Below are 26276 nucleotides of genomic sequence, written 5' to 3'. Positions count from 1 at the left end.
ACATTTAATTATGAGTAAAACGATCATTATTTCCAACAGATTACCTTTACAAATTTCCATAGAAAATGATCATCTGGAGGTGACTCCAAGTGTTGGAGGTCTTGCAACCGGATTAAAATCTTTTCACAAGGATGGAGACAGCATCTGGATAGGCTGGCCAGGACTTACGGAAGAAGAGATCCCTTCAGGTCTAAAAGATGAAGTTCAGAAAAAAGCAAAAGAGGAAAATTGCGTGGCTCTTCATCTAACTTCTGATGAGATTGATGGATTTTATTACGGATTCAGTAATAGAACGATTTGGCCATTATTTCACTATTTTATGGAGTATACCGAATCTGATGATGACTACTGGCGATACTACAAACAGGTCAATCAAAAATATGCCGATGAAATTCTAAATCATTATGAAGAGGGAGATGTGATTTGGGTGCACGATTACCAATTACTTTTAGTCCCAAATATGATTCGTGAAAAAGCTCCAGATGCCATAATTGGATTTTTCAATCATATTCCGTTTCCTTCATATGAGGTATTTAGGACTTTACCATGGAGGGATGAAGTTCTAAAAGGAGTTCTTGGGGCAGACCTTATTGGCTTTCATACTTATGATTATGAACGTCACTTTTTAAGTTCGGTTAGTCGTATTCTTAGACATCAGGTAGACTTTAATGAAATCACATTACCAGATAGAATTGTAAAAGTAGATTCATTCCCGATGGGAATTGATTATAAGAAATTTGAACAGGCTGCATTAGATCATTTTGAAAGCACCTCTGCAGACCAGTCTGAATTACAAAAGAGACTAGATCACCATCTCAAGGATACCCCCGATGCCAAATTGATATTAAGCATAGACAGGCTGGATTACACAAAGGGTATTGCTCATCGTATTAGAGCTTATGAGTATTTTCTGGATAAAAACCCGGAATATATTGAGAAGGTAAGACTGGTAATGCTCGCAGTACCATCACGCTCTAATGTTCCTCAATATAGAAGGCTTAAACGAGAGGTTGATGAACTTGTAGGTAGAATAAATGGTAAATTCTCTACGGTAAGCTGGACGCCTATTTGGTATTTCTATAGATCTATGCCTTTTGAAAACCTAATCGATCTATATACTACTTGCGATATAGCCTTACTCACTCCAATTAGGGATGGGATGAACCTGGTTGCTAAAGAATATATTGCTACCAGAACTGATAAAACAGGAGTGCTTATCTTAAGTGAAATGGCCGGTGCTGCGCACGAAATGAATGAGGCGTTAATCATTAATCCGAATAATTTTGAACAGATAGCAGCAGCGATGAAAACAGCTTTTGAAATGCCCAGGGAAGAGCAAATTGAAAGAAATACCATGCTTCAGAAAAGGTTGAGAAGATATAGTGTAGAGAAATGGGCTGAAGATTTTATGAAATCACTAAGAGGAACTAAAGAAAACAGGGATGCTTTTAAGTCCATTAGAATAACGCCAAATATTTCTAAGGAAATTATGAGTCAGTTCAAAAATGCAAAAAGAAAGGTTCTTTTTATAGATTATGACGGAACCCTTGTAAATTTTGTAGATAAACCTGAAAATGCAAAACCAGATGCCGAATTAAAGGAACTTATAAAAACACTAAATTCTCAGGAAAACACCGATGTTATCTTAATTAGCGGTCGTGATAAAAACACCCTTGGAGACTGGTGGAAAGATGTGCCTGTAGAATTAATTTCTGAACATGGTGTATGGATGAGACAAATAGACGGTGAATGGGAACTTTCAGAAAATGTGAAAAGTGAATGGATGGATGCGGTAAGACCAGTTATTGAAAATTTTGTTGATCGAACCCCCGGTACCTTTATCGAAGAAAAAAACTACTCCCTTGCATGGCATTATAGAAAAGCCGATCCAGAACTTGGAGAGATAAGAGCAAATGAGTTAAGTAATGTATTGAAAGAACTAATTTCTAACCGTGGTCTAAGTGTTTTAGAGGGGAATAAAGTTCTGGAAATTAAAAGTAGCGGAGTAAATAAAGGAAAGGCTTCTTCAAAAAAATTAGTAGGTAAAGATTATGATTTTATTTTTGCCATTGGTGATGACTGGACAGACGAATATATGTTTCAGGATTTGCCCGAAACCGCTTTTACTGTGAAAGTTGGAATTAAAAAAACCAGCGCCAGGTACTATGTTGAAGGTACTCCAAAGGTGCGTACGCTACTGGAACAATTTAAAGAAAATATGGAATAATATTTCATTGTTAAATAATTTGGGAATTCTTATAAAAGTTTAAAAATACATTAACTAGAACAAGATGGCTTAGGTGCAATTTCTGCTTAATTTTACGCATGAATTTAAATCGAACCAATTTAAAACCAAATACTATGAAATCAGGAAAATTGTTATTAGGATTAGTTTCCGGAGCTGTAGCGGGAGCTGTAGTAGGACTTTTATATGCACCTAAGAAAGGAAAGGATACTCGTAAGGCTATCACCGATAAGGGAGATGATTATATCAAAGGAGCTAATAAAAGCATTAATGACTTTACAGATTCTGTAAACCATAAGGTAGAAGCTTTAAAAGCTAAAACCAAAGCTAATTTAGCCAGTTCTAAATCTGAAGAAAAAATTAATAAAGCCAAAGCAGAGATGCACAATGTGGCAAGTTAATTTATAGAAAATTGATTATTATTAAAGCCTCGGGATTTCCCGGGGCTTTATTTTTTAATATCTCTGGAACTTCTGTATTTTAGGGACCAAAAATAGAAATACTATGAAAATAATAAGACCTATTGAATTTCTTTCATTATTGAGTTTCGTCTTAATATCACAAATTTCAAATGCTCAGGATACCGATCAGCGACTCTATGAAATAATAGAAAGTGTTTCGGCCGACAGTATTGAACATGATATTAGAAAACTGGCTGGTTTTGGGACTAGAAATACATTTAGTGACACCGTTTCTGAAACTAGAGGTATAGGCGCTGCGAGAAGATGGATAAAATCTGAATTTGAATCTATATCTGCAAATTGTGATAACTGTCTGGATGTCTTTTATCAAAAAGACTATGTTACTCCTGAAGATGGCGAACGTATCCCAAAGGAAGCCTGGGTGGTTAATGTACTTGCCATTCAAAAAGGAACTAAATATCCAAACAGGTATGTTATAATGAGTGGTGATATAGACTCCCGTGCAAGCAATACGATGGACTTTACTACAGACGCTCCCGGTGCTAATGATAACGCAAGCGGAATGGCCGGAACTATGGAAGCTGCACGTGTTCTTTCTAAGTACGATTTTGAAAGTAGCATCATTTATGTCGGACTTTCTGGTGAGGAACAAGGCTTGTTCGGTGGTAAAGGCCTTGCGGAATATGCGAAAAAGAACAACTGGGAGGTCATTGGAATTTTAAACAATGATATGATCGGGAATATTGAAGGGGTAGATGGAGTGATAGATAATAGAAGTTTCAGAATATTTTCAGAACCAGTCCCTCCTACCGAAACTGAACAGGAAAGAAGAATGAGACGTTTTTATGGTGGCGAAGTTGACGGAATTTCAAGACAACTTGCAAGATATATTCATGGGAATGTAGAAACTTATATGCCTGAAATGAACCCAATGATGATCTACCGTTTAGACAGGTTTGGACGTGGCGGGCACCATAGACCATTTAATGATATGGGATTTGCAGGAGTAAGAATTATGGAAGCTCATGAAAATTACAATCGTCAGCACCAGGATATTCGAACTGAAGATGGAATTGAGTATGGAGATGTAGTTGAAGGTGTTAACTTTAAATATGCCAAAAAACTTACTGCAGTGAATGCAATTAACCTGGCAAGTCTTGCCTGGGCTCCACCGGCTCCGAATAAAGTTGAAATTGGCGGAATTGTAGAACCAAACACAAAACTAAGATGGGAAGCTGTTGAAGGGAACATTGTTGGTTATAAAATATACTGGAGAGATACCACAGCTCCACAATGGCAGTATTCAAGATTTGTAGGTGACGTTACAGAATTTACTTTAGACGGAATAGTTATAGACAACTATTTATTCGGAGTGGTTGCGGTTGGAAAAAATGGGCACGAAAGTATGGTGGTTTTTCCATCAGGAACATTTAGATAAAAAATTCTATTCTTAATTAGAAAAGCCGAATATTAAGTTATTCGGCTTTTTTTATGCTTTATTCCTAATAGCTCAACAGCAACCTAATTAACAATACTTTACACAAACCTTAATCAAATTTAGCAAGCCAATATGTTAATTTAGATGAGACTAAAAAATCAATTATGGCAGAAATTAAGATCAGAAAAAAGAAACCGGTTTGGCCCTGGATATTAGTAATAATAATATTGGCAATTCTAGCTTTCCTTTATTTCTACGGAAGTTTAGAAAGTGACGATTCAGAAAATTTTGAAAATGATGATATGGAAGAAGTGACAAATATTTCAACACTTCCTTTCCATGATAACTTTGAAATGATTAGCTAACTAAAAATCAGAATGATGAAAGAAAAGAAAAAACATTTGTATTATTTGAGTGAATTAAAGGATTATAAAGTAGACAATCACGATCACGATATTAGAGGATGGAAACTTAAAGATCTGGATCATACCGTGGTGGGAACAGTAGACAATTTACTGATAAATAAAGATCTGAAAAAAGTGGTTTATGTAGATGTAGAAGTGGACCAGAGTATTATTGATGTTAACCATGATCCTTATTCTCCAGATTCTAAAACAGAATTCAAAGAATTCATAAATAAAGAGGGGGAAAATCATATTATAATACCCATTGGTTTAATAGATATTCATGCAGAAGATAAATTTGTTTATACTGACAGTATAAACTACCAGACTTTTGCCGAAACTAAAAGATACAGATCTGGTACAGATATTAACAGAAACTATGAAAATCACGTCCTGGGATCGTATAATAGAAACCGAAAAGACATTCGCAAAGATAATGAAGTTGAAAGAACAAGGGCTGCTTACGATGATGAAAATATACATGCTAAACAATCTGAAAGTGTTGTAGACAATCATTATCGAAACAAAGATATTGACAAAGACTCAGGCGATAATTTTAAAAGAAATGATGACTTAGTTAATAGAGATAACGAGAAATCCAGAAGAGACCAGGACTTTGTAAGAAATGATGAAGAGAAAATTAGGCAGGAAAAAGAGCAGCTTCGAGCAACCTCTAACGACAGAAAGAGACCAATAGACGACCATAATAGAGCATTAGATTATAATGATAAGCATCAGGGTCTACACCCTGAACGATCTATTGACGAGGATGATAGTTGGACACATCAGGACAGAAATCTTGAAAATTTAGATGACTCAGATCATGAACGACGGGAGAAAAGAGAGTCAGAGTTTTATAATCGAAGTGAATTTCAGGAACGTAATCGACGGTAGTTCTAAAACACTATCCCGCAAAGTGTGTAAACTTTAAATAACAGGGGTTGGATTTTTTTAAGTCTGACCCTTATTTATAGGTATAAATTAGATAATATTTTCTCTTTCTGAGTGATGAATGGCTTTTTCACTGTCTCGAAAATAACAGGTGCTCACATTCATACTCTCCAGATTAGCCATAAGCTTTTGTACTTTTTTATTTTGCTTACCTGTAGTTTGGCGTATATAAACTGCTTTGATATTCTTTGGAAAGGTCTTGCAAATTCTTTCATATAAATAAGGATCATGCTGTGAATCATCTCCCAAAAGCACATATTCAAGATTTGGATAAAACGAAATAATATCCTTAATCTTTATAAATTTATGGTCATGGTTTCCCCTACCCGATTTTACAAAATCCCGTAAGCCTGTTTTTATCTTCTTAAGTTTAATCACTGCTTTAGGGAGTTCATGAATTTCAGAGAACTCAGCGATAAAATCATATAAATTCCACTCACTGCTGGAAACATAAAAAAATGAATTAGATGCGTGTTCAGTATCCTGTCCAGCCCTGCTTAATCTCTTATAATGCTTAACAACATCATCGAAGATCTTTCTTTTATTAATGTTTTTGGAAAGCATTACATACAACTTCTTAAAGAAGCTATTACTATGGGAAATCAGAAAAGTATCATCTATATCTGAAATAATTCCGAGTTTCCCCGGAAATGGTTTTAGGAGCTCACCGAGTTCAACCATCCCAAAATCGTACATTTTACAGCTAATTTCATATTGATGCCAACCCGGTTCTAAATTTTCTTTGAAAGGTACGGTAAACCTAAAATACCCGTCCTCCTGAGTTTTTGTAGTAATATCAAGGTTTTTAAATTTTAAACGGACCTCAAAGTTCTCTAAAGGCTTTATTCGAAATTTATGCAGGATGGCATAAGCATGCTTAATTCCCCTCTTTTCAATACTATATTTATCTGGTGCCCAGGATTCAAATAAATGGCCAAAAACTATTAGTTCTTCGTCATTAACGTATCCCCGATATAACTTGAGGTCTAACTTCAAAATATTGGCCTTTTTTTAAAATTCCTTTATTCCAAAATAGTTATTTTTATGCGTATCATAAAGGCTACCCCATGAATTTTAAGGAAGTTTTATTGGTTGTAAATCCTGTATCGGGACAAACAAACAAAACAAAGATCATTTCCACCGTCCAGAAAAGACTTGAAGATGAAAACATCAATTTCCATCTTTTTACTACTTCAGGAAAAAATGACAAGGAGAAAATTTTATCTAAAATTAAAACTAAAAATATAGATCGTGTTATTGTTGCCGGTGGGGATGGCACGATAAACCTTGTTGCTGAAGTAATTAAAAAATTAGAACTAACTCTGGGGATTATAGCAGCAGGATCTGCAAACGGATTAGCTGAAAATTTAAACCTCCCGGAAATTCTTACAGAACAATTGGAAGTAGCACTGGGAGTTAATTATATTGATTTGGACATTCTATGTCTCAATGGTATTATTTGCCTTCATATTAGTGATCTTGGAATAAATGCTGAACTTATTAAAAATTACGAGAATTCTTCGATTAGAGGAAAGCTTGGATACCTTATCCAGTCTATTCCAACACTTATGCAGAGTGAATATCCATTTAATTTTCAAATTGAAATACAAGAAACAAGAATGGAAGCCAAGGCTGTACTTCTTGGTTTTGCCAATGCCAACAAATATGGAACCGGAGCAAATGTAAATCCTCAGGGTAAACCTAATGATGGGGTGTTTGAGATTCTGGTTTTTAAAAAATTAGACTTAATAGATATCTTAAAAACTTTACGTAATGAAACTGATCTAGATTCAGATTTTGTAGAAATAATCCCGACCAGTGAGGCGAAGATTACCTGTATAAAACCAGTATCTTTTCAGATTGACGGTGAATATATAGGTAAGGAAACTCACATCGAAATTAAAATGCTTCCAGAAAAGCTAAGAGTAGCAATTCCATGATTCCAATTCATTCCATCACCGGAAGATAAATTTCTGCCTTCCAGCTTTCAGAATTGGCTTCAACTTTAGGATTGTTATAAAAAATTTCCAGAGGTAATGAATTTGTATTCAATCCGCTCTCTGTGGCTTTATCCAAAAGATCATACCATGCGAGATGAGAAAGCCTATAATTCCCATTAAATATCGCCTTTAAAGCTGAAGATGATTTGAATTCTCTAAAACTAACTTCTAATGTTGGCTTGATATCTTGCGCCAGGTTAACAGGAAAACAAAAATCAAAGGCTATTACATTTTCAACTTTATTCCAACTTGTAATTTTAATAAAAGGTGGTCCCGTTAATTCAAGATCTCTTTCTAATACATAATTCTCCAAGTAACCAATAGTTCCCAGCATTTCACTAGCTTTAGAATCTATAGGGATATTGCTTGAAGAATGACAAATGCAGTTCATCTCTGGAGAACTGGTAATCTTGGAATCTAAAGAAACCTTGTATGTTTGTTGTACATCATTCAGCCTTTTCTTAAACTCTAACACTCTTTGCTTTAAAGAATCTATATAAACACTCGTTCTAAAGGGATTTACAATTGCCCATCTATTTGCCAATTCATTTATCGAAGTTCCAACACTAAGACTTATAGTTGTGACGGAATCATTTTTTCTATTAAACTCCCAATACATTTCCAAAACATCTGAATTATCAGACATTAGCTTTTGAGTTATGCTCTCAAATGGTGTGCTTTTGGTAATAATAATATCTTTATTTTTTGATTTTGGACTAAAGTTCCTCCAATCTGAAATTTCATAGAATGCAACTCCGGGTCCGTACCGAGATTCCATCTGGAATTCATAGTCATACTTCTTGATAAATAAATACCAGATTAATACTGAAACTAGAAACAGCAGGGAAAATAATAAAATTCTCTTCATAAATTATTTTGAAGCTAGGTCAGCCTTTGAATTTCTCATTTTTAGCTTATTCACGATAAAATCTCCAAGCTCCTGCCCTTGTTCCAACCCAACTTCTATAGCTACACGATAATGAATACCTCCATAAAGCCTACTATTAGCGGCTTCAATGGAGGCTGCCTTAAAGGAGGTGAAATTTCTTACCGGTAATCCGTAATCAACCTCAGTATCATCTTCAAAACTAAAATTATCCCCAAAAATATCTGTTAAGGCAATAGCAGCAGCACCAGAAATCACGGAATGTCCACTGGTATATTCAGGAAAAGGAGGTGTTTGTAAAACTGAACTCCAGCTTTCATCGATATATTTATTTATAAGAGTTTCCGGCCTTACCAGATTACTTCTATATTTTTCATCCCAACAACTAATAAAGGCATCTGCAATAGCTACTGAAGTTTTTGCGTAGGCATAAACAGATTTATCAAACCCTGCACCCGATTTTTGACAGGCAATTTTTGTTATTCCTATCCAATGCCCACCCGGAGTTATTTTCTTTGTAGCAAACATTAAATGTCCTCTTAAAATAGAAACATATGGATTGCAATCCCAGAACTTAGCAATGGCCATTTTCTCGCTATTTTCTTCATCTTCTGCAATCTCCTCGCGAATATTATAAACTTCCATCAATTCAGTATGAAACCTACTCCCCTCTTCCATAGAAAACTCAGGAGGTGGAGCCGGCTTAAATTGATTGGAAGAATCTATAACGAATGGTCTAATTTTCATCCAATGCGGCTCAATCCCATCCATATAAGACGGTGGAGTTGGCTGCCACCTGCTTTCATCATCAGTTCTAACCGTAAATTTAGGCATGGTACGAGTTTCAGCATAATTATCATTTTTCATCCAATTATTTATATGCTTGGCTACTTTCATACCATAAGCTTTCGAAACTATGAAGGTTTCTTCGTCCATTTCCATCCATGAATTAAATAGACTATCTCTTTTAGTAGTCATTCTTTCTTCCGAAAACACCAGGCTTTTTCCTATTTCATAGAAAGCGGTAAGAGCAGCTATTTCTGGATTAACTTTCTCTGATTGTGGCTTTGGAGTAGGGTGCAACTCGGTCAACTGTCCCGTTAAAGAATTAAATTCAGGATTAAATTGAGCTATCACCTCATATGCTGCAATATTGGAATAGGCATAAACCCTACTTGCAACTGGCGGTGAAAAAATGTCATGCACCATCGTTTTGCTCAAATTTTCATTCGCAGCATGGAAATCGTCTTCAGTAACCACAATTTTCTGTGCCTCTTTCTTACAGGAAATTGTGGTTATTATTAATGTTATGAACAAGATAATCCTTCTCATCTCAAAAGTTGATATTATAAAGTTCGGCTTTTCCATTATTAATAGTTACTAGTAAATAAGGATTCCCAGCAATATTAATTATGGAAAAATCCTTAACAGCCTTTTGTGTTAAATTTAAGCCTATTTCATAGGAATTTAGAATATTATCAGGGTTAATTATTACAGCTCCTCCCATTCCATCAAAAGTTCCATGATACGGAGTAACTCCAAAATAATTACCCCCTATCAAAATTTCATTTTTTCCATCTTTATTAAAATCATAACTCAACATGGCCCTTATAGGAGCTGTTTGTAATAGATTTTCAAAAGTTCTAAATTTATAAGACCCATTATTGTTTTCAAGATATCCAGAGGATAAAGTATGCACCTTAAGTACTTCGGCATTTTCCAATTCTTTATGTTCGAAAATTTCATTAACGGTTTTTCCCGCAAAATCTTTATAAGTAGTAAACCTCTTTCTAATTAACTGATTTAGCTGTGCTGAAAGCTCATCCAATCCATAAAGAAAATAATAATTTCCATTTTTTTCAGTAGCGATCAAAGTCTCCGTGAGACCATTATCATCAAAATCCTTATAATACATTAAGAGAGGAAAATTTACTGAAGCCTTTAATTTAGAGTTGAGTCCCCAATTTCCCAAAAGATAATCCATATCCCCATCACCATCAATATCACTTGGCAGGATTTTTTGCCATAAACCATTGAGTTCTTCACTCATCTTTTGATCTGAAATATCTGTAAATCTGCTGTTTTCATTCTCCAGAAATTTTGGTGACATCCATTCTCCAACTACTATGAGGTCTAAGTCATCATCATTATCAAAATCTATCCAAAGAGCATCATTCACCATTCCCAGGTTCTCAAATATCTTCTGTTGATCTGATATCAAAAATTTACCTTCCTCATTGATCAACAGAAAAGACTCTGGAATCGCACCATAATTGTAATTCACAGCATTTGCTCCTATAAAAATATCTTCATCACCATCATTATCAAAATCTGCTGAACGTATCACCGATGAGTTACTAAACATTTTCGGGAAAATAGAATCCCTTTTGAATTCCTTATTATTCTTTCCAAGATATAATCTATCCATAAGATTATGATCACTGCCAATAGATTCGCCACCACCTGAAGTAAAGAGCAGATCTACTGCTCCATCTAAATTCAAATCTTTTGCAAGTATATCTGTATCTTCCATTAAAGAATCCCGGAACGTTTTAACCATATTCTCAGCATTAAAACCATCCTTACCTTGAAAATAAACTTTTGCCGGACTGAATCTTGAACCTCCAAAAATAACATCCTGTAAATTATCCTTATTAAGGTCTGCGACTTCTATTGCTGGTCCCAAATCTGACATTTTATGCGGAATAAGTTTTTGAACATCAAAATCATTGAAAGGGTTTTCTTTATGTATAAAAGTTAAACCAAAATCATTTTTAGCCGGAGAAAACCAGGTTTTATCTCTGGAGTAAAATAAGTTCTTGACATCAAGAATTCTATCTGTGTTCTTAGGTTCCAAAACAATAGATGAATTTGGTTTAACAGATTTTAAAGTCTGAATCCTCTGATCTGGCCAAATAATACTTAGTGAGTCAATCTTAGCTTGTGTGGGAAACCCAAAATGAATAATTGACTCAGAAGACGATTGCCAGGATTTTGTAGTGTAGAGTTGCCTGAATTGTTTTCCTTCACTGGTGTATAAAATAGCCTTGGTTCCAATTCCGAAGTTGTTTCCCTTTTTATACTTAAAATTAAGTTTTAGAAAGTTCCCGGAATTGTGATGATTAACATAAATACTCACCGGGTTATTTATATTGTTGGTTACTATATCTAAATCTCCGTCATTATCCAAATCTCCATAAGCCACACCAGTTGAAATGATAGAATCATTCTCAATCCAAACACCAGACATATCCTTAAACATGCCTTCGCTTTCACCTTTGAATACATAATTGGTAACTGCTCCAGAAGGCATTTTATCCAGAGCCTGATTATCTACTAACGTGCTTTGATCTAGCTTTTTCCTTATTTGTTCATTGGAAGTAAATTTTATGTAGTCCAGATCATTAGGACGTTTTGGAATTCCATTGCTTATAAAAAGATCCTGTTGACCATCCTGATCCAAATCAGCAAAAAGAGCACCCCAACTCCAGTCTGTAGCTGCAATTCCACTCATAAGAGCCGTTTCCGAGAAAAACTCACCTGCTATATTCATCTGCAGCATATTGCGTGTGTATTGGGGATGATATCCTAATTTCTGGGTTCTAAGGTTGTGTAAATTTACATTATCGTCGCCGGCAGAAGATTTTAAGACCTGCTCATTTTCTGGCAACATATCCAGCGTAATAAGATCTACAAAACCATCATTATTAATATCTGCGGCATCATTTCCCATAGAGAATCGAGAAACATGTCCAAAATTAGATTTTAATGCTTCGGTAAAAGTTCCATCACCATTGTTTAAATAATAATAATCATCTTCATGAAAATCATTTCCAATATAAATATCTGTAAAACCATCATTATTGAAATCGGCAGTACTTAAACCAAGTCCATAACTGTTAGCACCTCCATAAATACCGGCTTCTTCACTTATATCCCGAAACTTTCCATTTTCATTCAGAAATAATTTATCACCACTTTCATATACTCTTTTATTCCGAATTTCAGCAGGACCGTAAGATTCATTCGTATGCACCGCATGATTCAATATATAAGCATCAAGATCTCCATCATTTTCAATGTCGAAAAAAGCAGCTTGTGAAGAATAATTTTCTAGATCGAGTCCAAATTTCTCTGCACTCTCGGTAAATGTAAGATCTCCGTTGTTAATATAAAGTTCATTATGACCAACAAAACCATTTATTCCCACAACGGCAGAAACATATATATCCAATAAGCCATCTCCATTAACGTCTGCCATCGTTGTACCAGTATTCCAGGTACTATTTCCTTCTACTCCGGCTTTATCTGTGATATCTTTAAACTTCAGATTTCCTTTATTTAGATAAAGTTTATTTTTTACCTGATTTCCGGTGAAATAGATATCCGGAAGACCATCATTATTAATATCTCCAATACTAACTCCGCCTCCATTGTAGAAGTACAAATAATCCAGAATATTCTGGTCTCTATTGGGAGTGAGTTGATTATTGAAATCTATTCCGGAGAGTTGCGCCTTTGGGTTTGAAAAGAATTTCTCTTCTTTTTTAACGCATCCGTAAAGACAAGTAACCAACAATTGAATTAAGAATAATTTATAGATTACTAACTTCAAAAATCTTTGGTTTTTCATCGTTGATAGCAGCTATAATATAGGTTTTACCATTTTTATCTTTAAACCTTTTAAGGTATTTCACTTCACTTTTAATATTAAATCCGCTAATTCCATAGTCCTGCCATTCAAAATTAAGCTTGCCATCACCCAGAAGTACATTACCGAAACTCGCATCCAGGCGGGAAAATTGTGGTTTGAATTCGAAATTATTCCCGGCCATGATAAGATCTAGATTTCCGTCTTTATTAACATCTATACAAGAAATTCCACATACACAAGAAAATTGAACGTGATCAGGTAGTTCTTTTATTTGAAACTGGCCATTTCCCTCATTCACCGCTATAATAGTTTCAGAGATCACCGCTTCTTTTACTAATGCGTTATCAATTTTCTCTTCCGAAAATAATTCTGTCATTGATTTCCGGGCATATTCTGAAGCCTTTAAGTTTTTTTTCTTTAAGGAAACCAATTGAGAGGTAAGTTCTTTTTTCATGTGAATTGGATAATCTTTCCCTTCTTCCTGTAGAGTAACTACCTGTTCTATTGTGCCATTATCATCAAAATCGTTCACCCACATTTTCATTGGGTTTTCAAATGATGTCTTATACGGAATATTGGATCCTATATTTCCCAAAATTAAATCCTGATCTCCATCATTATCAAGATCTGCCAACTCCAGCGTATTCCACCATCCGGTATATTTATTTAAATTTGTTTTATAATTAGAGAGTCTTCTTCCTGAATTCTTAAATATTTTTGGTGCACCCCAATCTGAAACAGTTATTAGATCCATAATCTCATCACCATCTATATCCTGCCATTTCGCATCGGTAATCATTCCTGCATATTTCACATCATATGCAATACGCTCCGTTGCGTTTACAAATTCTCCATTCCCTTTGTTTTCGAGAAAAAGGTGCTCTGGATCGAGTCCATAATTTACTGCTATACTTCTGGATCCTATAAATACATCGATGTCCCCATCTGAATCATAGTCATTTGGAGCAATCACCGAAATATTTTGATTTATAGAAGGTATCTTACCATTTGAAAGTGAAAACTTCCCTTTTCCATCGTTTATATAAAGTCTTGGCTTATAGTTCTCTTCATTACCAATTTCGTTTCCGCCAGATCCAACCATTAAATCCTGATCTCCATCTCCGTCAGCATCGAAAAAAGCTGCTGAAATATCTTCAAAATCAAGATCATTATTTAAAGCTGGCTGATCACTTAACATTAGATTTCCATTCCCTCTGTTAAAATATATGAGACCAGATTGCTGTTTTGCTCCACCTATAAATACATCTTCACTTCCATCTCCATTTATGTCTGCCACAGCTAAGGCCGGTCCTTCCTGAGAAAGTTTTTGATAAATCATCCCTTCATAATCAAAATCAGTATAATTATTTTCCTGATGGGATTTAAGTTTGTTATTTGAACGCTCAGTTAAAAGTTGTTTTTGTTGAACCGGTTTCTTCGAAGTAAAGGTTTTCCTGGCTTCCTTTTGTTCAAGAATTAAAGTTTGATTGGATGTAACATCGGTAAGAAGTTGTGTTTTACTATCAGGCCAGATAATTCGTAATGAATCTATTTTCTCCAATTCTCCAAGGCCAATATTCATGGTATAATCCATAGACGACTGAAAACCTCTGGATGGGTTTTGCTCCTGCATAATAATAGATTCACCATAATAGATCTTTAGTTTACTGCCAATTCCAAAGCTATTTTCCTTTTTTCCTTTAAGCTTAATTCTTAAGTAATTTCTATTTTTAAGTTTCTCCGAATTATTCCGATAAACAAAAGATTCCATATTGACATTATTCACCACTAGATCCAGGTCCCCGTCATTATCAAGATCTCCATAAGCACAGCCATTAGATAAACTTGGAATCCCTAGCCCCCATTCCTGTGCAGCATTTTTGAATTTTAGATCACCTGTATTTTTAAATGCATAATTGGGTAATTTTGTGACAGGCATTTTATCAATAATAGAATCTATTGCTTCTTTCTTACCTGTAAGTGCCATTTTCTGAATGATCTCATTGGCAAAGAAATCTACAAAGTCAAGATCGGTAAGATCATGATTAATCCCATTGGTTACATAGATATCACGATTTCCATCATTATCCATATCAAAAATAAGTCCAGCCCAGCTCCAATCAGTGCTTTCTACTCCGCTGAAATGAGCAATTTCAGAAAAGGAATTATTCCCATTATTTAGTTGAAGCGTATTGTGAATATATTGCTGAAAAAAGTCTTTACTCTGCTTCAATTTAAAAACATTATATCCCTCAAATTCCATAACAGATTTAGTGCGCTCTTCAGAATCAGGAAGCATATCGGTTACAAATATATCTGCATACCCATCATTATTGATATCGGCCATATCCACTCCCATCGCTGACAGACATAAATGTGAGGTCCAATTTTCTATTTCTTCGTTAAATGTTCCATCTTGATTGTTGATATAGAGATAATCTCTCTCGTAAAAGTCATTGGAAACATAAATATCCGGATACAGGTCGTTGTTAAAATCACTAACCATTACTCCAAGACCAAATCCAATTAAACTTCCGTAAATATTAGCTTCCTCGCTTACGTCTACAAATTTACCATTGTCATTTCTCAGAAGCATATCTCCAACTCCCCGAAAAATCTTTGGAACACCTTCCCAATCCTGAGCCCTAACTTCACGTTGTTCAGCATAACCTAAACTACTCACGGGAATATTGCTGTTATTCAATATATAGGCATCTAAATCGCCGTCCTTATCATAATCAAAGAAGGAAGCATGTGTGCTAAATCCTGTTTCGGCCAGATTATATTCGGAGGCTTTTTCTGTAAAAGTAAGATTCCCATTATTGATGAAAAGATCATTATTATGATTATCTCCTTCCATATTTCCAGCATTGCTAACATAAATGTCCAATAATCCGTCCTGATTTATATCTACCATGTTGACTCCCGTAGACCAGGGTTTACTGCCTTCAATACCAGCTGACTTAGATATATCTTCAAATGTGAAGTTTCCTTTATTAAGATATAATTTATTGGGTTTCATATTAGCGGTAAGGTAAATATCTGGTAGCCCGTCATTATTAATATCTCCAATCGCTACTCCACCACCGTTGTAGAAATTCCGGTATTTAAAAATATTGAAATTGGGACTGTTCTTCACCTCGTTGAAAAAATTTACATTGGTCTCCTTAGAAGACATTAATGTAAATAGTGTTTTCTCATTCTGTTCATTTAGAGCCTGATTCTCATCATTCTTTTCTTTATCATCAAAAGCGCAGGAGATGAAAATACCAATAGAAAAAATAAAAAAAATAACTTTAAGAATTGATGATTTCATGTCTATGGTCTGAAATTTTAAAATAGTGATTTTTTGGATAAATAGACCAAACAAAATGAGGATTTGATAACTTTTCAGTAACTATTTTAAAGACTTATTTATATCTATTTAGAAGCAATAGAAATTTATAAATACAGTTACAATTAAAAAGAGAGGAATAGATTATCCCTCTCTTTTTAAGATGATTTTTATAGATTAATAACCAGGATTCTGTGTAAGATTAGGGTTTGAAAGTAATGCAGTTGCGGGAATTGGGAATAACACCTTTGTTTCATCACCCGTAACCTCTTTTAAAGACCATGGATCAGTATATTGTCCAAATCTAACAAGATCATTTCTCCTCCAGAACTCTATATACAACTCTCTTCCTCTTTCATCTATTAAATCCTGCTCTGTGATTCCAGAAAGATCGGGAGTATCTGTTCTAAGTCTTCTTAGTTCGTTTACCATTTCTGTGGCATCTGCACCCATTCTCATCATAGCTTCAGCTCGCATTAAATGAGCATCTGCAAATCTAAAAAGTACCTGATGACGTCTAAAAGAATTTACTAAGGGGGACTCTGAATCTTCTGTATCTGTAGGATCATATGGATGATATTTAATCAATCTAACTCCTTCTACTTCTGTATTACCTACTAATGATGGAATTTCTTTGGGAAAAGAAAGTGGCTGTCCCTGTCTTGTTTCCAGTGCAGTACCATCAGTATCATATTGTTGATTAATAAGAAACCCATAACCAATCCCTAAGTTCTCATCATTTGCGTTAGAAGGATCTGGAACCCATCCTCTTCTTTCTTCCTGCCCATCTCCTACATAATTACTGTTTGGAGCTCCCTCAAACATATCATAAAATTCTGCTAAGGTTGAAAATCCATTCCAGCCACCACCAGTATTATCTGGTGAATTTTGATTATAATGTAATGTATTCCAAATTCTGGGACCTACTTCGGCACTTAGATGCCAAATAGTTTCAGAATCATCGGTAGGTTCAAAAATGTCAAAATAACCTTCCTCAATTGCAAATCCTTTTGCCTCTATTGAATTAACCATATCCACAACTCTCTGCATATCGGCATTATCTGAAGCTTCATTTCCTTTATAAATATGCGCGTTCAGATAAATTTTTGCTAATAAGAAACTGGCAGATGCTTTAGTAGCTGTTCCTGTTACTTCTATACCAGGACTTCCGTCTGGAAGATCGGGCATGGCTTCCATAAGATCTGTTTCAATAAAATCAAATGCTTCACTCCTGCTCAACACCATAGGATCAATCTCAGGTCCCTCATCTACTCCCCTGAATGGCACTGATCCAAATAAATCCATTACAAAAAACATATTAAAAGCTCTAAGAAATTTTGCCTCGGCTTCCGTCTGAGCACTTCCATCACTCTCAATAATCTCTGTTGCTCTAAAAATATTCTGATTTAAACCATTCCAAGAGTTCTTGATAAACAAATGAGAAGCAGACCATGTATGTGTATGTAATTGCCTCCAAACTCCGTTATCTCCCCAGTCTGTTCCTCTAGTGGGCACAACGTAAGAATCTGTAGTTACTTCAGAAAGCGCAAACATATTTTCCTGAGTTTGAAAATCTCCACCAACCTTATTATAAAGATCACCTAAAGAGGATGCCGGATCACTAAGTCCTGGAAAACCTGAACCGCCTACCGACTCTTTAATGAGCGAATCTGTTTCTTCTATTTCTAAATCTGTACAAGAATGTAAAAGTGGTATTGCGCACAATGAAAGTGCAATGTATTTAATATATATTTTAAATTTCATAACCATTTTTTTAAAAAGTTATATTTAATCCTAGTGAGTATGTTCTGGGCCTCGGAAAAGAGCTATAATCTATACCTGCAATTGGAAGTCCGTTTAACAAATCACTTGCTCCTGGAATAACACTTACTTCAGGATCAAGTCCAGTATAATCTGTAATCACAAATAAATTTTGACCAACAACCGTAAATCTCAAAGATTTTAGGAAACTATTTTCTCCAAGAGGCACTGTATAGCCTATAGACGCTGTTTGCAATCTAATAAAGTCTCCTTTTTCTAAAAATCTTGTAGATACAGATGCCTCAGCAAATCTACTTTCAACTCCGGCTAGGGATACTACGTCTTGTATTACATTATTTCCACTACCTATAGCGCCTGCAGTGAAATATGCATTTGCGGTATTATTGTAAATGTAGTTTCCAAATTGACCATTAAAATAGAGTGATGCATCCCAGTTTTTATATACTAAACTTGTAGATAAACCTGCAGTAATATCTGGTAAGGCACTTTTACCCACAAATTTTTGATTGTCTGTTCCACCTTCATGTACCGGGTTACCGTTTTCATCGAATCCAGTAAATTCTCTTAAATAAAAAGAATATAAAGGCTGGCCTTCTTCAAGTCTTTGTGCAAAAGCATTTGTTAAACCCGCTCCTCTAATTGTTCCTGCTGCAATACTTCCTTCAAAATCCTGAATTTCATTCTTGTTATAAGCGATGTTAAATCCGGCATCCCAATTGAGGTCTTCTCTTTCAATAATCCCATAATTTATATCAAATTCAATTCCTTGATTTAGGACCACAGCATCTAAATTTTCGAAAAAGAAAGGTTGTGGAGAAGGCTGTGCAGCTTCTATATTCAGTAAAAGATCTGTAGTTTCCTTTCTGTAGAAATCTATACTACCATTAAGTCTATCACCAAAGAACCCATAATCTAACCCAACCGTAAGTTGTGAAGTTTCTTCCCATTTTAGGCCTGGATTAGCGAAGTCAACGGTAGAAATACCAGGTATATTTATAGAACCACCATCATTAACTCCTGATCCTGAATAGCGTTCTCTTCTTACAAATCTCCCGTATCCCAAACCATCCTGATTACCTGTTATCCCATAACTCAATCTAAGCTTTAAAGTGGAAAATAAATCTCCTGAAAAATCCTCTTCATTAATTTTCCAGGCAAAGGCTGCGGAAGGGAAGTAACCATATTGATTATCTGATCCAAAACGAGAAGAACCATCTGCTCTCAGCGTAGCTGTGAAAAGGTATTTATCGGCAATTGTATAATTCAATCTGGTAAAGAATGATTGAAGTTCATCTGTATTATCAAAAGTATCAGCGAAAACTGCTCTAACCGGGATGCTAGTTTCCCCTAGAAAATCGGTTTGAACGCCTGGAAATAATCTATTCACAAATAAACCATTATCGTTTCCAGAAACATCAAAAGAATAACCATATTGTTGGTAAGAACCTGTTATCATAGATTCCAATGTTCCTACGGAACTCGACAAATCATTTGCCATTTGATCTAAACCGGTATTGCCATATCCCCAGCCCTCCACATTTTTGCCACGAGTATTAAAATCTTGATACGAATATCCGGCAAGTGCTTCGAACCTTGAATTATCAAATTCTTTTTCATAATTCAGAGTTACTTCAAATAATCGATTTTCATTTGTAATATCATTTAAGGCTCCTCTACCATTACCTCCTGCACCCCGTGCCACGTTAAATGAATTGGCAGATAAAGATGCTTCTCGTGTAGATTCAGCTAAATCATATCCAAATGTCACCTTAGCATTTAAACCTTCAAAAAGGTCATAATCTGCAGAGAAATTAATAAGAAACCTATCGGTTTCGGTTAAACTTTGCCAGTTTTCCAATAAATTAAGCGGATTAATTCGATCTCCAGGATTGAAATCTGGATCTGCCGGCCAAGTGGGATTTGCAGAATAAGCCGCACCTAAAACATCACCTGTTGAACCTGCACTTCCACTTAATGGCGGCGCTTCATCATTAACGCGAGAAAGGGTACTTTGAAGTGTTAATCTTAACTTATCATCAAAAAGCCTCTGATTTAAGTTAAATCTTCCGGTAATCCTTTCCTGAGAAGACTTCTCAATAATACCATCCTGATTTCCATAATTAAATGTGGCTCTCAAGTTACCTGAACCATAGTTTCTTGAATATGCTAAATTACTATTATAGGATACTGCATTTCTGGTAACCAGATCCTGCCAATTCGTATCGTTACCTTCATCTAAAGCTATTCCACCAAAGGCATCTACAGCATTCAAAAATTGATTTCTGTTTAAAAGATCATATTCTTCTGCAGGTGAAGAAAAGCTAACTTCAGTTGAAAATTCAAAAATGCCTTCACGACCGCCACTTCTACCGCTTTTTGTAGTGATAATTACTACTCCATTAGCACCTCTTGAACCATAAATTGCAGTAGCCGAAGCATCCTTAAGTATGCTTATACTTTCTATGTCATTAGGATTAAGGAAGCTTAATGGGTTTTTAGCAGCACTAGAACCTACACCAATATTGGTTCCTTCAGAAGATGTATCCCCAGATGGTAACGGCACTCCATCTACTACAAACAAGGGATTATTATTTGATCTCACCGATGAGGTTCCTCTAATTCTGATAGCCACACCAGAACCTGGTTCACCGCTTCCTTGTGAAATTTGAACACCGGCACTTTTTCCTTGAATTAACTGTTCTGGAGATGATATTACTCCTTTATTAAAATTTTCTGATGTCACCGAGGAAACAGAACCGGTAGCATCTTTTATGGTTGTTTGACCATAACCAATAAGAACTACTTCTTCAAGTTCTGAAGCATCAGTTGTTAAATTAATATCTATAGTACTTCTTCCATCAACGGCTACTTCCTGGGTTACAAAACCTATAAAACTGAAAAGAAGGGTAGCATCATCTGGCACATTGTTTAAGGTGTAATTTCCATCAAAATCTGTAGAAGTTCCTGTAGAAGTCCCCTTAATTGCTACTGTCACGCCGGGGAGCGGGCCAGATTCATCGATAACCGTTCCGGAGACTGTTTGTTGTGCATTCGCCATTCCATATAAAAGGAAGATAGACGCAAACAAAAAGCCCCTAAAGATAATTTGTTTCATAAGAGATAGTTTTAGTTGGAAATAGTCCTTAAAATCATATTAATTAGCGTGAATTTATATAAATTTATGTTAATAAAAAACAATACGATAAATAATCAACGAAAACGTTTTCGTATTTAAAACCATGATTATCATAATTTTAAAAAAGTATTCTGTTGTGTATCTTACTAAAAACTATAACAGAATAATCAACTTTTTAACTATCCGCCATGATTAAAATAAATCAGATAAAATTGGACTACTATCCATTCATCCATTAGATAATTCTTACTGTATTTCTTATAAAGACATTGTTTTTGCTCCTCCTAATTCGGAAACAGGACCACATGGAATATATTCACCCGGAATAGGATCATACCATAAAACATTTTCTCCTACCTGTTCACTATTTTTCCATGCCCATATTCCCATTTCTCGTACTGTAGTTAAATAAGTATAAGAACCTGCATCTGGATCTATCTCCATTTCAGACTGCTGTTGCTGGGCATCCTGCGTTTCAGTATTCCTTTTAGTATACTCCTCTTTCTCTGCGGGAGTTGCTTTTAAATATTTCTTGATCATCTTCTCAAAATCTTCTTCTTTCCCTTCTCCCTGCTCCTTATCATATTCTGTCTTGAATGCTCTGGCAAAAGCACCGGCCGATTGTTCAAATCGCTTTCGACTTTTTTCATCAGCTACCTCATCCATATAAGAATCAATAAATTGGGCGATATTAAGATCTGAAGCGCCGGGTGTATCACCAACAGGTAAAATAATATCGAGAGTTTTCTTTAATGTGAATCCATGAGATGCAGATAAAAATGTTGGTTGCCAATCATATTCAGGTTCATTCTTACAACTTTGTAATAATCCCAGCGTAGAAGGTCCTACGATAAAAATCCCCGCTCCTAGTCCTATATTTTTTAAAGCTTGTCTCCTTTTCATAATTTCACAAATTAAGCATTCGATTTTTTGAAGTTCCTTGAAGCATGATCAACAGCCCTGGCAGTCATGGCCATATAAGTCAACGAAGGATTTTGGCATCCGGCTGAAGTCATAAAGGCTCCATCTGTCACATACACATTAGACACCCCATGAACCTGGTTATTTCCATTCAATACAGATGTCTTTGGATCACGCCCCATTCTGGCCATTCCCATTTCATGGATTCCTAATCCAGGAGCTCCAATATCATCATAACCGTTCACATCTTTGAAACCTGCTTTATCCAGCATTTCAACTGCTTGAGAAACCATGTCCTCCCGCATTTTCAATTCATTTTCTTTAAACTCTGCATCAAAAGTTACCGTTGGGAGATCCCATTCGTCTAATTTGTTATAATCTAAGCTCATCTTATTTTCATGATAAGGCAAGGTTTCGCCAAATCCCATAAGTCCCATGTTCCAACCTCCTGGTTCAGTGATTGCTTTTTTCAGATCTTCCCCGTAGGCTGCTTCAGCAATGCTATCAGACCAGTTTCCTCTACTAGCCCCTCCCTGATATCCATAACCACGAAGAAAACCAAGATCTTTATCATTCCCGTTTAAATTTCTGAACCTTGGTAAATAAATACCATTCGGTTTTCTGCCTTTGTAATACGAATCTTTAAATCCGTCGTACTTCCCAGAGGCACCAGCTTTAAAATGATGATCCATTACATTGTGGCCTAGCTCCCCGGAATCATTTCCCATTCCATCAGGAAATCTATCAGACTTTGATTGCATAAGAATACTGGTAGAAGCTACTGCAGAAGCACAGAGAAAAATCACATTCGCTTTAAATTCCATAGTTTCCTTAGTATTGGCATCAATAACTTTGACCCCGGAAGCTTCTTTAGTTTCAGGATCATAAATTACCTCACTTACCACAGAATTTGGTCTTAAGGTCATATTTCTTGTTTTTTCAGCAGCAGGTAAGGTGGAAGAATTGCTACTGAAATATCCTCCGTAAGGACATCCCCTTATACAACGATTTCTATATTGACATTTTGATCTGCCTTCAAATTTTTTATCTCCGGTTATATGAGCTACTCTTCCTGAAGTCATTACCCTACCATCAAAATTCTCAGCAATACTCTCCCTAAAATAATCCTCTACACAGTTTAAATCCATTGGAGGTAGAAATTGACCATCTGGTAATTGATCTAAACCTAATTTTTCTCCACATACACCTATATAAGATTCTACATAATCATACCAAGGAGCTATGTCTTTGTATCTAATTGGCCAGTCTACCCCCATTCCATCAGTCTTGTTGGCCTCAAAATCCATATTACTCAATCTATAACTATGGCGACCCCACATAATAGACCTACCGCCAACATGATAACCGCGCATCCAGTCAAATCTCTTTGTTTCATTATAGGGATGCTTAATATCATCTACAAACCAGTGTTTGCTTGGCTCGGAAACTGTATATCCGGTTCTTGCCTGTTTTAACTGCCTCTTTTTATCCTCTCTGGTAACCTGTCCTTTAAACTTATAGTCCCATGGATCATCATTCATGGTAGGATAGTCTTTAACGTGCTCCACCATTCTCCCACGTTCTAAAACCAGGGTTTTAAAACCCTTCTCACAAAGTTCTTTAGCGGCCCAGCCACCACTAATACCCGTACCAACAACTATAGCGTCATAATTGTCATTTTCGTAGTAATTACTCACAATTTCTTATTTTAATGATGAAGATTCAACTCGAAGTCTATCAAATATATAAATTTAAGATCAAAATTTTGCATCTTTAAAAAAAAGGCTACATTTATTTTTCGTTTTCTGAAAAATTAAAAGAACTCATTTTTAACCCCTTACCAATGAACTTAAAATATCTTAAGACATTATCAATCATTGCTCTAACTGCTTTCTCCCTCTCCTTTATTTCATGTAAGGAAAATAAAGGACGTGATTCTAAAATAGTTCAGAAGGAAAACGATAGGACTACATCAGATTCCTTGTTTTTTAAGTTATCTCTGGCTCAATGGTCATTGCACTTTCCTATAGAAAATAAAGAATTAGATCCAATGGATTTCGCAAAAAAGGCTAGCGAGATGGGGTTTGATGGAATCGAGTATGTAACCGGTTTCTATGCTGAAGAAATTAAAAATGCAAAAAATCCCGATGCTAAAATGAAGCAGGTTCTGGACACTCTTAAAGCCAGGAGTGAAAAATACGAAGTGAAAAACTTATTATTGATGATTGATGGTGAAGGTGATCTCGCGATGAACGATTTGGTTAGCCGGAATAAGGCGGTAGAAAATCACAAAAAGTGGGTAGATGCCGCACAGTATCTAGGATGCCATTCTATTAGGGTGAATCTTTTTGGAAGTGACAGTCCCGAAGAATGGAAAAATAATTCAATTGATGCATTGACTAAACTTTCCAAATATGCCAGTAAAAAAGGAATCAACGTACTGGTAGAAAATCATGGCTATTTATCTTCTAATGCAGATCTTCTGGTTGAAGTGATACAAGAGGTTAATATGGAAAACTGCGGAACTCTCCCCGATTTTGGGAATTTTTGCCTAAAACGTGAAAGGGGTGAACGATGGAATACGAAATGTGTGGAAGAGTTTCCAAAGTATGAAGGAGTTAAAAAAATGATGCCGTATGCTAAAGCGGTTAGTGCGAAATCTTACACATTTGATGAGAATGGAAATGAAGATCTCATCGATTATAAAAAAATGCTCCAAATAGTTAAAAATGCCGGGTATAAGGGATACATAGGTGTAGAATTCGAGGGTGAAGAAATAACGGCTGAAAAAGGAATTATGGCTACAAAAGATTTATTAATTAAAGCAGGTAGCGAACTATAAAACTAATCCTTGAACCATGACTAAACTTATACGATTTCAACTTTCCTTAATGATGTTCCTTGAATTTTTTATTTGGGGAGGCTGGTTCGTAACTCTAGGTACATACCTGGGATATAATCTTGAAGCTACAGATGTTCAAATATCGACTGCCTTTTCTACCCAATCCTGGGGAGCTATTATCGCCCCGTTTATTGTAGGGATGATTGCAGACCGGTTTTTCAATGCGGAAAAGATCTTAGGAATTCTACATCTTTTTGGCGCTGTTCTTATGTATTTGATGTATCAAAGTACAGATTTTGCTGAATTCTACCCTCTGGTTCTTGGTTATATGATCGCTTATATGCCAACGCTGGCTCTTGTGAACTCAGTAAGTTTTAACCAGATGAAAGATCCTGCAAAAGAATTTGCTCTTATCAGGGTTTTTGGTACTATAGGATGGATTATTGCCGGTTTGGTTATTAGTTACATCTTCTTCTGGGATGCTCCTGAATCAAGGCAGGATGGAATGTTGAAATATACTTTTTTAATGGTAAGTATTGCTTCAGCCTTTTTAGGACTTTTTAGCTTTACCCTACCTAAAACACCTCCAACTGCAGACAGGTCTAAAAAAGTGAGTATTGTAGAAACTCTTGGTCTCGATGCATTAGGATTATTAAAAGACCGTAATTTTCTAATGTTCTTTTTAGCTTCAGTTCTAATATGTATCCCCCTCGCGTTCTATTATCAGAATACAAATCCATTTCTTTCAGAAATTGGGGTTAATAATCCTACAGGGCTTATGACGATTGGCCAGGCATCAGAAGTACTATTTATGTTATTATTACCATTCTTCTTTAAGAGATTTGGTTTTAAATTAACCATTATCGCGGGAATGTTAGCCTGGACTGCTAGATACCTCCTATTTGCTTACGGCGACTCAGGAGAACTTATTTTTATGCTATTAACAGGAATAGCTCTTCATGGTATTTGTTATGACTTTTTCTTTGTTTCAGGACAAATTTATACCGATTTTAAAGCGGGTTCAAAATATAAGAGTTCTGCGCAGGGATTAATCACACTCGCTACTTATGGCGTTGGAATGCTGATAGGTTTCTATGTAGCAGGCCTTATTACAAATGCCTATTTAACCGGAGAAAAAATGCACGATTGGGAAACGATTTGGATCTACCCGGCCGGATTTGCATTTTTTGTAATGTTACTTTTTGCTTTATTCTTTAAAAATGAAAAGATCGACAAAAAAGATATCGAAATATAAAACACA

17 protein-coding genes are annotated in these 26276 nt (G+C 35.6%); 8 read left to right on the top strand and 9 right to left on the bottom strand.

The features are described from left to right. Positions 1 to 10: 10 nt before the first annotated feature. The 5 genes from GFO_RS04885 (at position 11) to GFO_RS17845 (ending at position 5403) form a co-directional block, all read left to right on the top strand. Positions 11 to 2227 (top strand): bifunctional alpha,alpha-trehalose-phosphate synthase (UDP-forming)/trehalose-phosphatase, encoded by a 2217-nt coding sequence (locus tag GFO_RS04885; RefSeq protein ID WP_011708934.1) that lies wholly within the window; start codon positions 11 to 13, stop codon positions 2225 to 2227. A 134-nt stretch (positions 2228 to 2361) separates the two neighbouring features. Continuing rightward, a complete protein-coding gene (locus GFO_RS04880) occupies positions 2362 to 2646 on the top strand; it encodes a YtxH domain-containing protein (protein WP_041250012.1) in 285 nt (94 codons plus the stop codon). Between the two features lie 103 nt (positions 2647 to 2749). Continuing rightward, positions 2750 to 4105 (top strand): M28 family metallopeptidase, encoded by a 1356-nt coding sequence (locus GFO_RS04875; protein ID WP_011708932.1) that lies wholly within the window; start codon positions 2750 to 2752, stop codon positions 4103 to 4105. 164 nt (positions 4106 to 4269) lie between these two features. Further along, positions 4270 to 4470: a hypothetical protein gene (locus GFO_RS04870; RefSeq protein WP_011708931.1), complete on the top strand. Its 201-nt coding sequence runs from the start codon at positions 4270 to 4272 to the stop codon at positions 4468 to 4470. Positions 4471 to 4482: 12 nt separating this feature from the next. After that, positions 4483 to 5403, top strand: a complete 921-nt coding sequence (locus tag GFO_RS17845; protein ID WP_011708930.1) for a hypothetical protein — start codon at positions 4483 to 4485, stop codon at positions 5401 to 5403. 87 nt (positions 5404 to 5490) lie between these two features. On the opposite strand, the gene GFO_RS04860 is transcribed toward GFO_RS17845, so the two are convergent. Continuing rightward, on the bottom strand, positions 5491 to 6456 hold the full coding sequence (locus tag GFO_RS04860; RefSeq protein WP_011708929.1) for an App1 family protein: 966 nt from the start codon (positions 6454 to 6456) through the stop codon (positions 5491 to 5493). A 71-nt stretch (positions 6457 to 6527) separates the two neighbouring features. On the opposite strand from GFO_RS04860, the gene GFO_RS04855 reads away from it, so the two are divergent. After that, positions 6528 to 7400: a diacylglycerol/lipid kinase family protein gene (locus tag GFO_RS04855; RefSeq protein ID WP_011708928.1), complete on the top strand. Its 873-nt coding sequence runs from the start codon at positions 6528 to 6530 to the stop codon at positions 7398 to 7400. A gap of 7 nt (positions 7401 to 7407) precedes the next feature. Here the strand turns inward: GFO_RS04855 and GFO_RS04850 are convergent, their stop codons facing one another. The 8 genes from GFO_RS04850 to GFO_RS04815 all read right to left on the bottom strand — a co-directional run bounded on the left by GFO_RS04850 (position 7408) and on the right by GFO_RS04815 (position 23870). Continuing rightward, on the bottom strand, positions 7408 to 8328 hold the full coding sequence (locus GFO_RS04850; RefSeq protein ID WP_011708927.1) for a GyrI-like domain-containing protein: 921 nt from the start codon (positions 8326 to 8328) through the stop codon (positions 7408 to 7410). Between the two features lie 3 nt (positions 8329 to 8331). Next, on the bottom strand, positions 8332 to 9678 hold the full coding sequence (locus tag GFO_RS04845; RefSeq protein ID WP_041250011.1) for a vanadium-dependent haloperoxidase: 1347 nt from the start codon (positions 9676 to 9678) through the stop codon (positions 8332 to 8334). A 1-nt stretch (position 9679) separates the two neighbouring features. Continuing rightward, complete coding sequence (locus GFO_RS04840) at positions 9680 to 12979, bottom strand: VCBS repeat-containing protein (protein WP_011708925.1); 3300 nt, start codon at positions 12977 to 12979, stop codon at positions 9680 to 9682. Further along, the gene (locus GFO_RS04835) at positions 12942 to 16316 is read right to left on the bottom strand and encodes a VCBS repeat-containing protein (protein ID WP_011708924.1); all 3375 of its coding nucleotides are present in this window, start codon (positions 16314 to 16316) and stop codon (positions 12942 to 12944) included. The genes GFO_RS04840 and GFO_RS04835 overlap by 38 nt, the downstream gene beginning before the upstream one ends. Positions 16317 to 16511: 195 nt before the next feature. Further along, on the bottom strand, positions 16512 to 18098 hold the full coding sequence (locus GFO_RS04830) for a RagB/SusD family nutrient uptake outer membrane protein (RefSeq protein ID WP_049792124.1): 1587 nt from the start codon (positions 18096 to 18098) through the stop codon (positions 16512 to 16514). A 10-nt stretch (positions 18099 to 18108) separates the two neighbouring features. Beyond that, positions 18109 to 21231, bottom strand: coding sequence for a SusC/RagA family TonB-linked outer membrane protein (locus GFO_RS04825; protein WP_011708922.1), 3123 nt, complete (start codon positions 21229 to 21231; stop codon positions 18109 to 18111). 279 nt (positions 21232 to 21510) lie between these two features. After that, positions 21511 to 22155, bottom strand: a complete 645-nt coding sequence (locus GFO_RS04820; protein WP_011708921.1) for a gluconate 2-dehydrogenase subunit 3 family protein — start codon at positions 22153 to 22155, stop codon at positions 21511 to 21513. An 11-nt stretch (positions 22156 to 22166) separates the two neighbouring features. Next, positions 22167 to 23870 (bottom strand): GMC oxidoreductase, encoded by a 1704-nt coding sequence (locus GFO_RS04815; RefSeq protein WP_011708920.1) that lies wholly within the window; start codon positions 23868 to 23870, stop codon positions 22167 to 22169. 146 nt (positions 23871 to 24016) lie between these two features. On the opposite strand from GFO_RS04815, the gene GFO_RS04810 reads away from it, so the two are divergent. Both GFO_RS04810 and GFO_RS04805 read left to right on the top strand, forming a co-directional pair. Further along, a complete protein-coding gene (locus tag GFO_RS04810; RefSeq protein ID WP_011708919.1) occupies positions 24017 to 25015 on the top strand; it encodes a sugar phosphate isomerase/epimerase family protein in 999 nt (332 codons plus the stop codon). A 16-nt stretch (positions 25016 to 25031) separates the two neighbouring features. After that, on the top strand, positions 25032 to 26270 hold the full coding sequence (locus tag GFO_RS04805; RefSeq protein WP_011708918.1) for a nucleoside permease: 1239 nt from the start codon (positions 25032 to 25034) through the stop codon (positions 26268 to 26270). The last annotated feature ends 6 nt before the right edge of the window (positions 26271 to 26276 follow it).

The sequence above is a fragment of the Christiangramia forsetii KT0803 genome, from assembly GCF_000060345.1.
GTDB classification, from domain to species: Bacteria; Bacteroidota; Bacteroidia; order Flavobacteriales; family Flavobacteriaceae; genus Christiangramia; species Christiangramia forsetii.
Note: the sequence above shows the minus strand (reverse complement) of the source record. Positions and strands in the feature narration are given on the sequence as shown.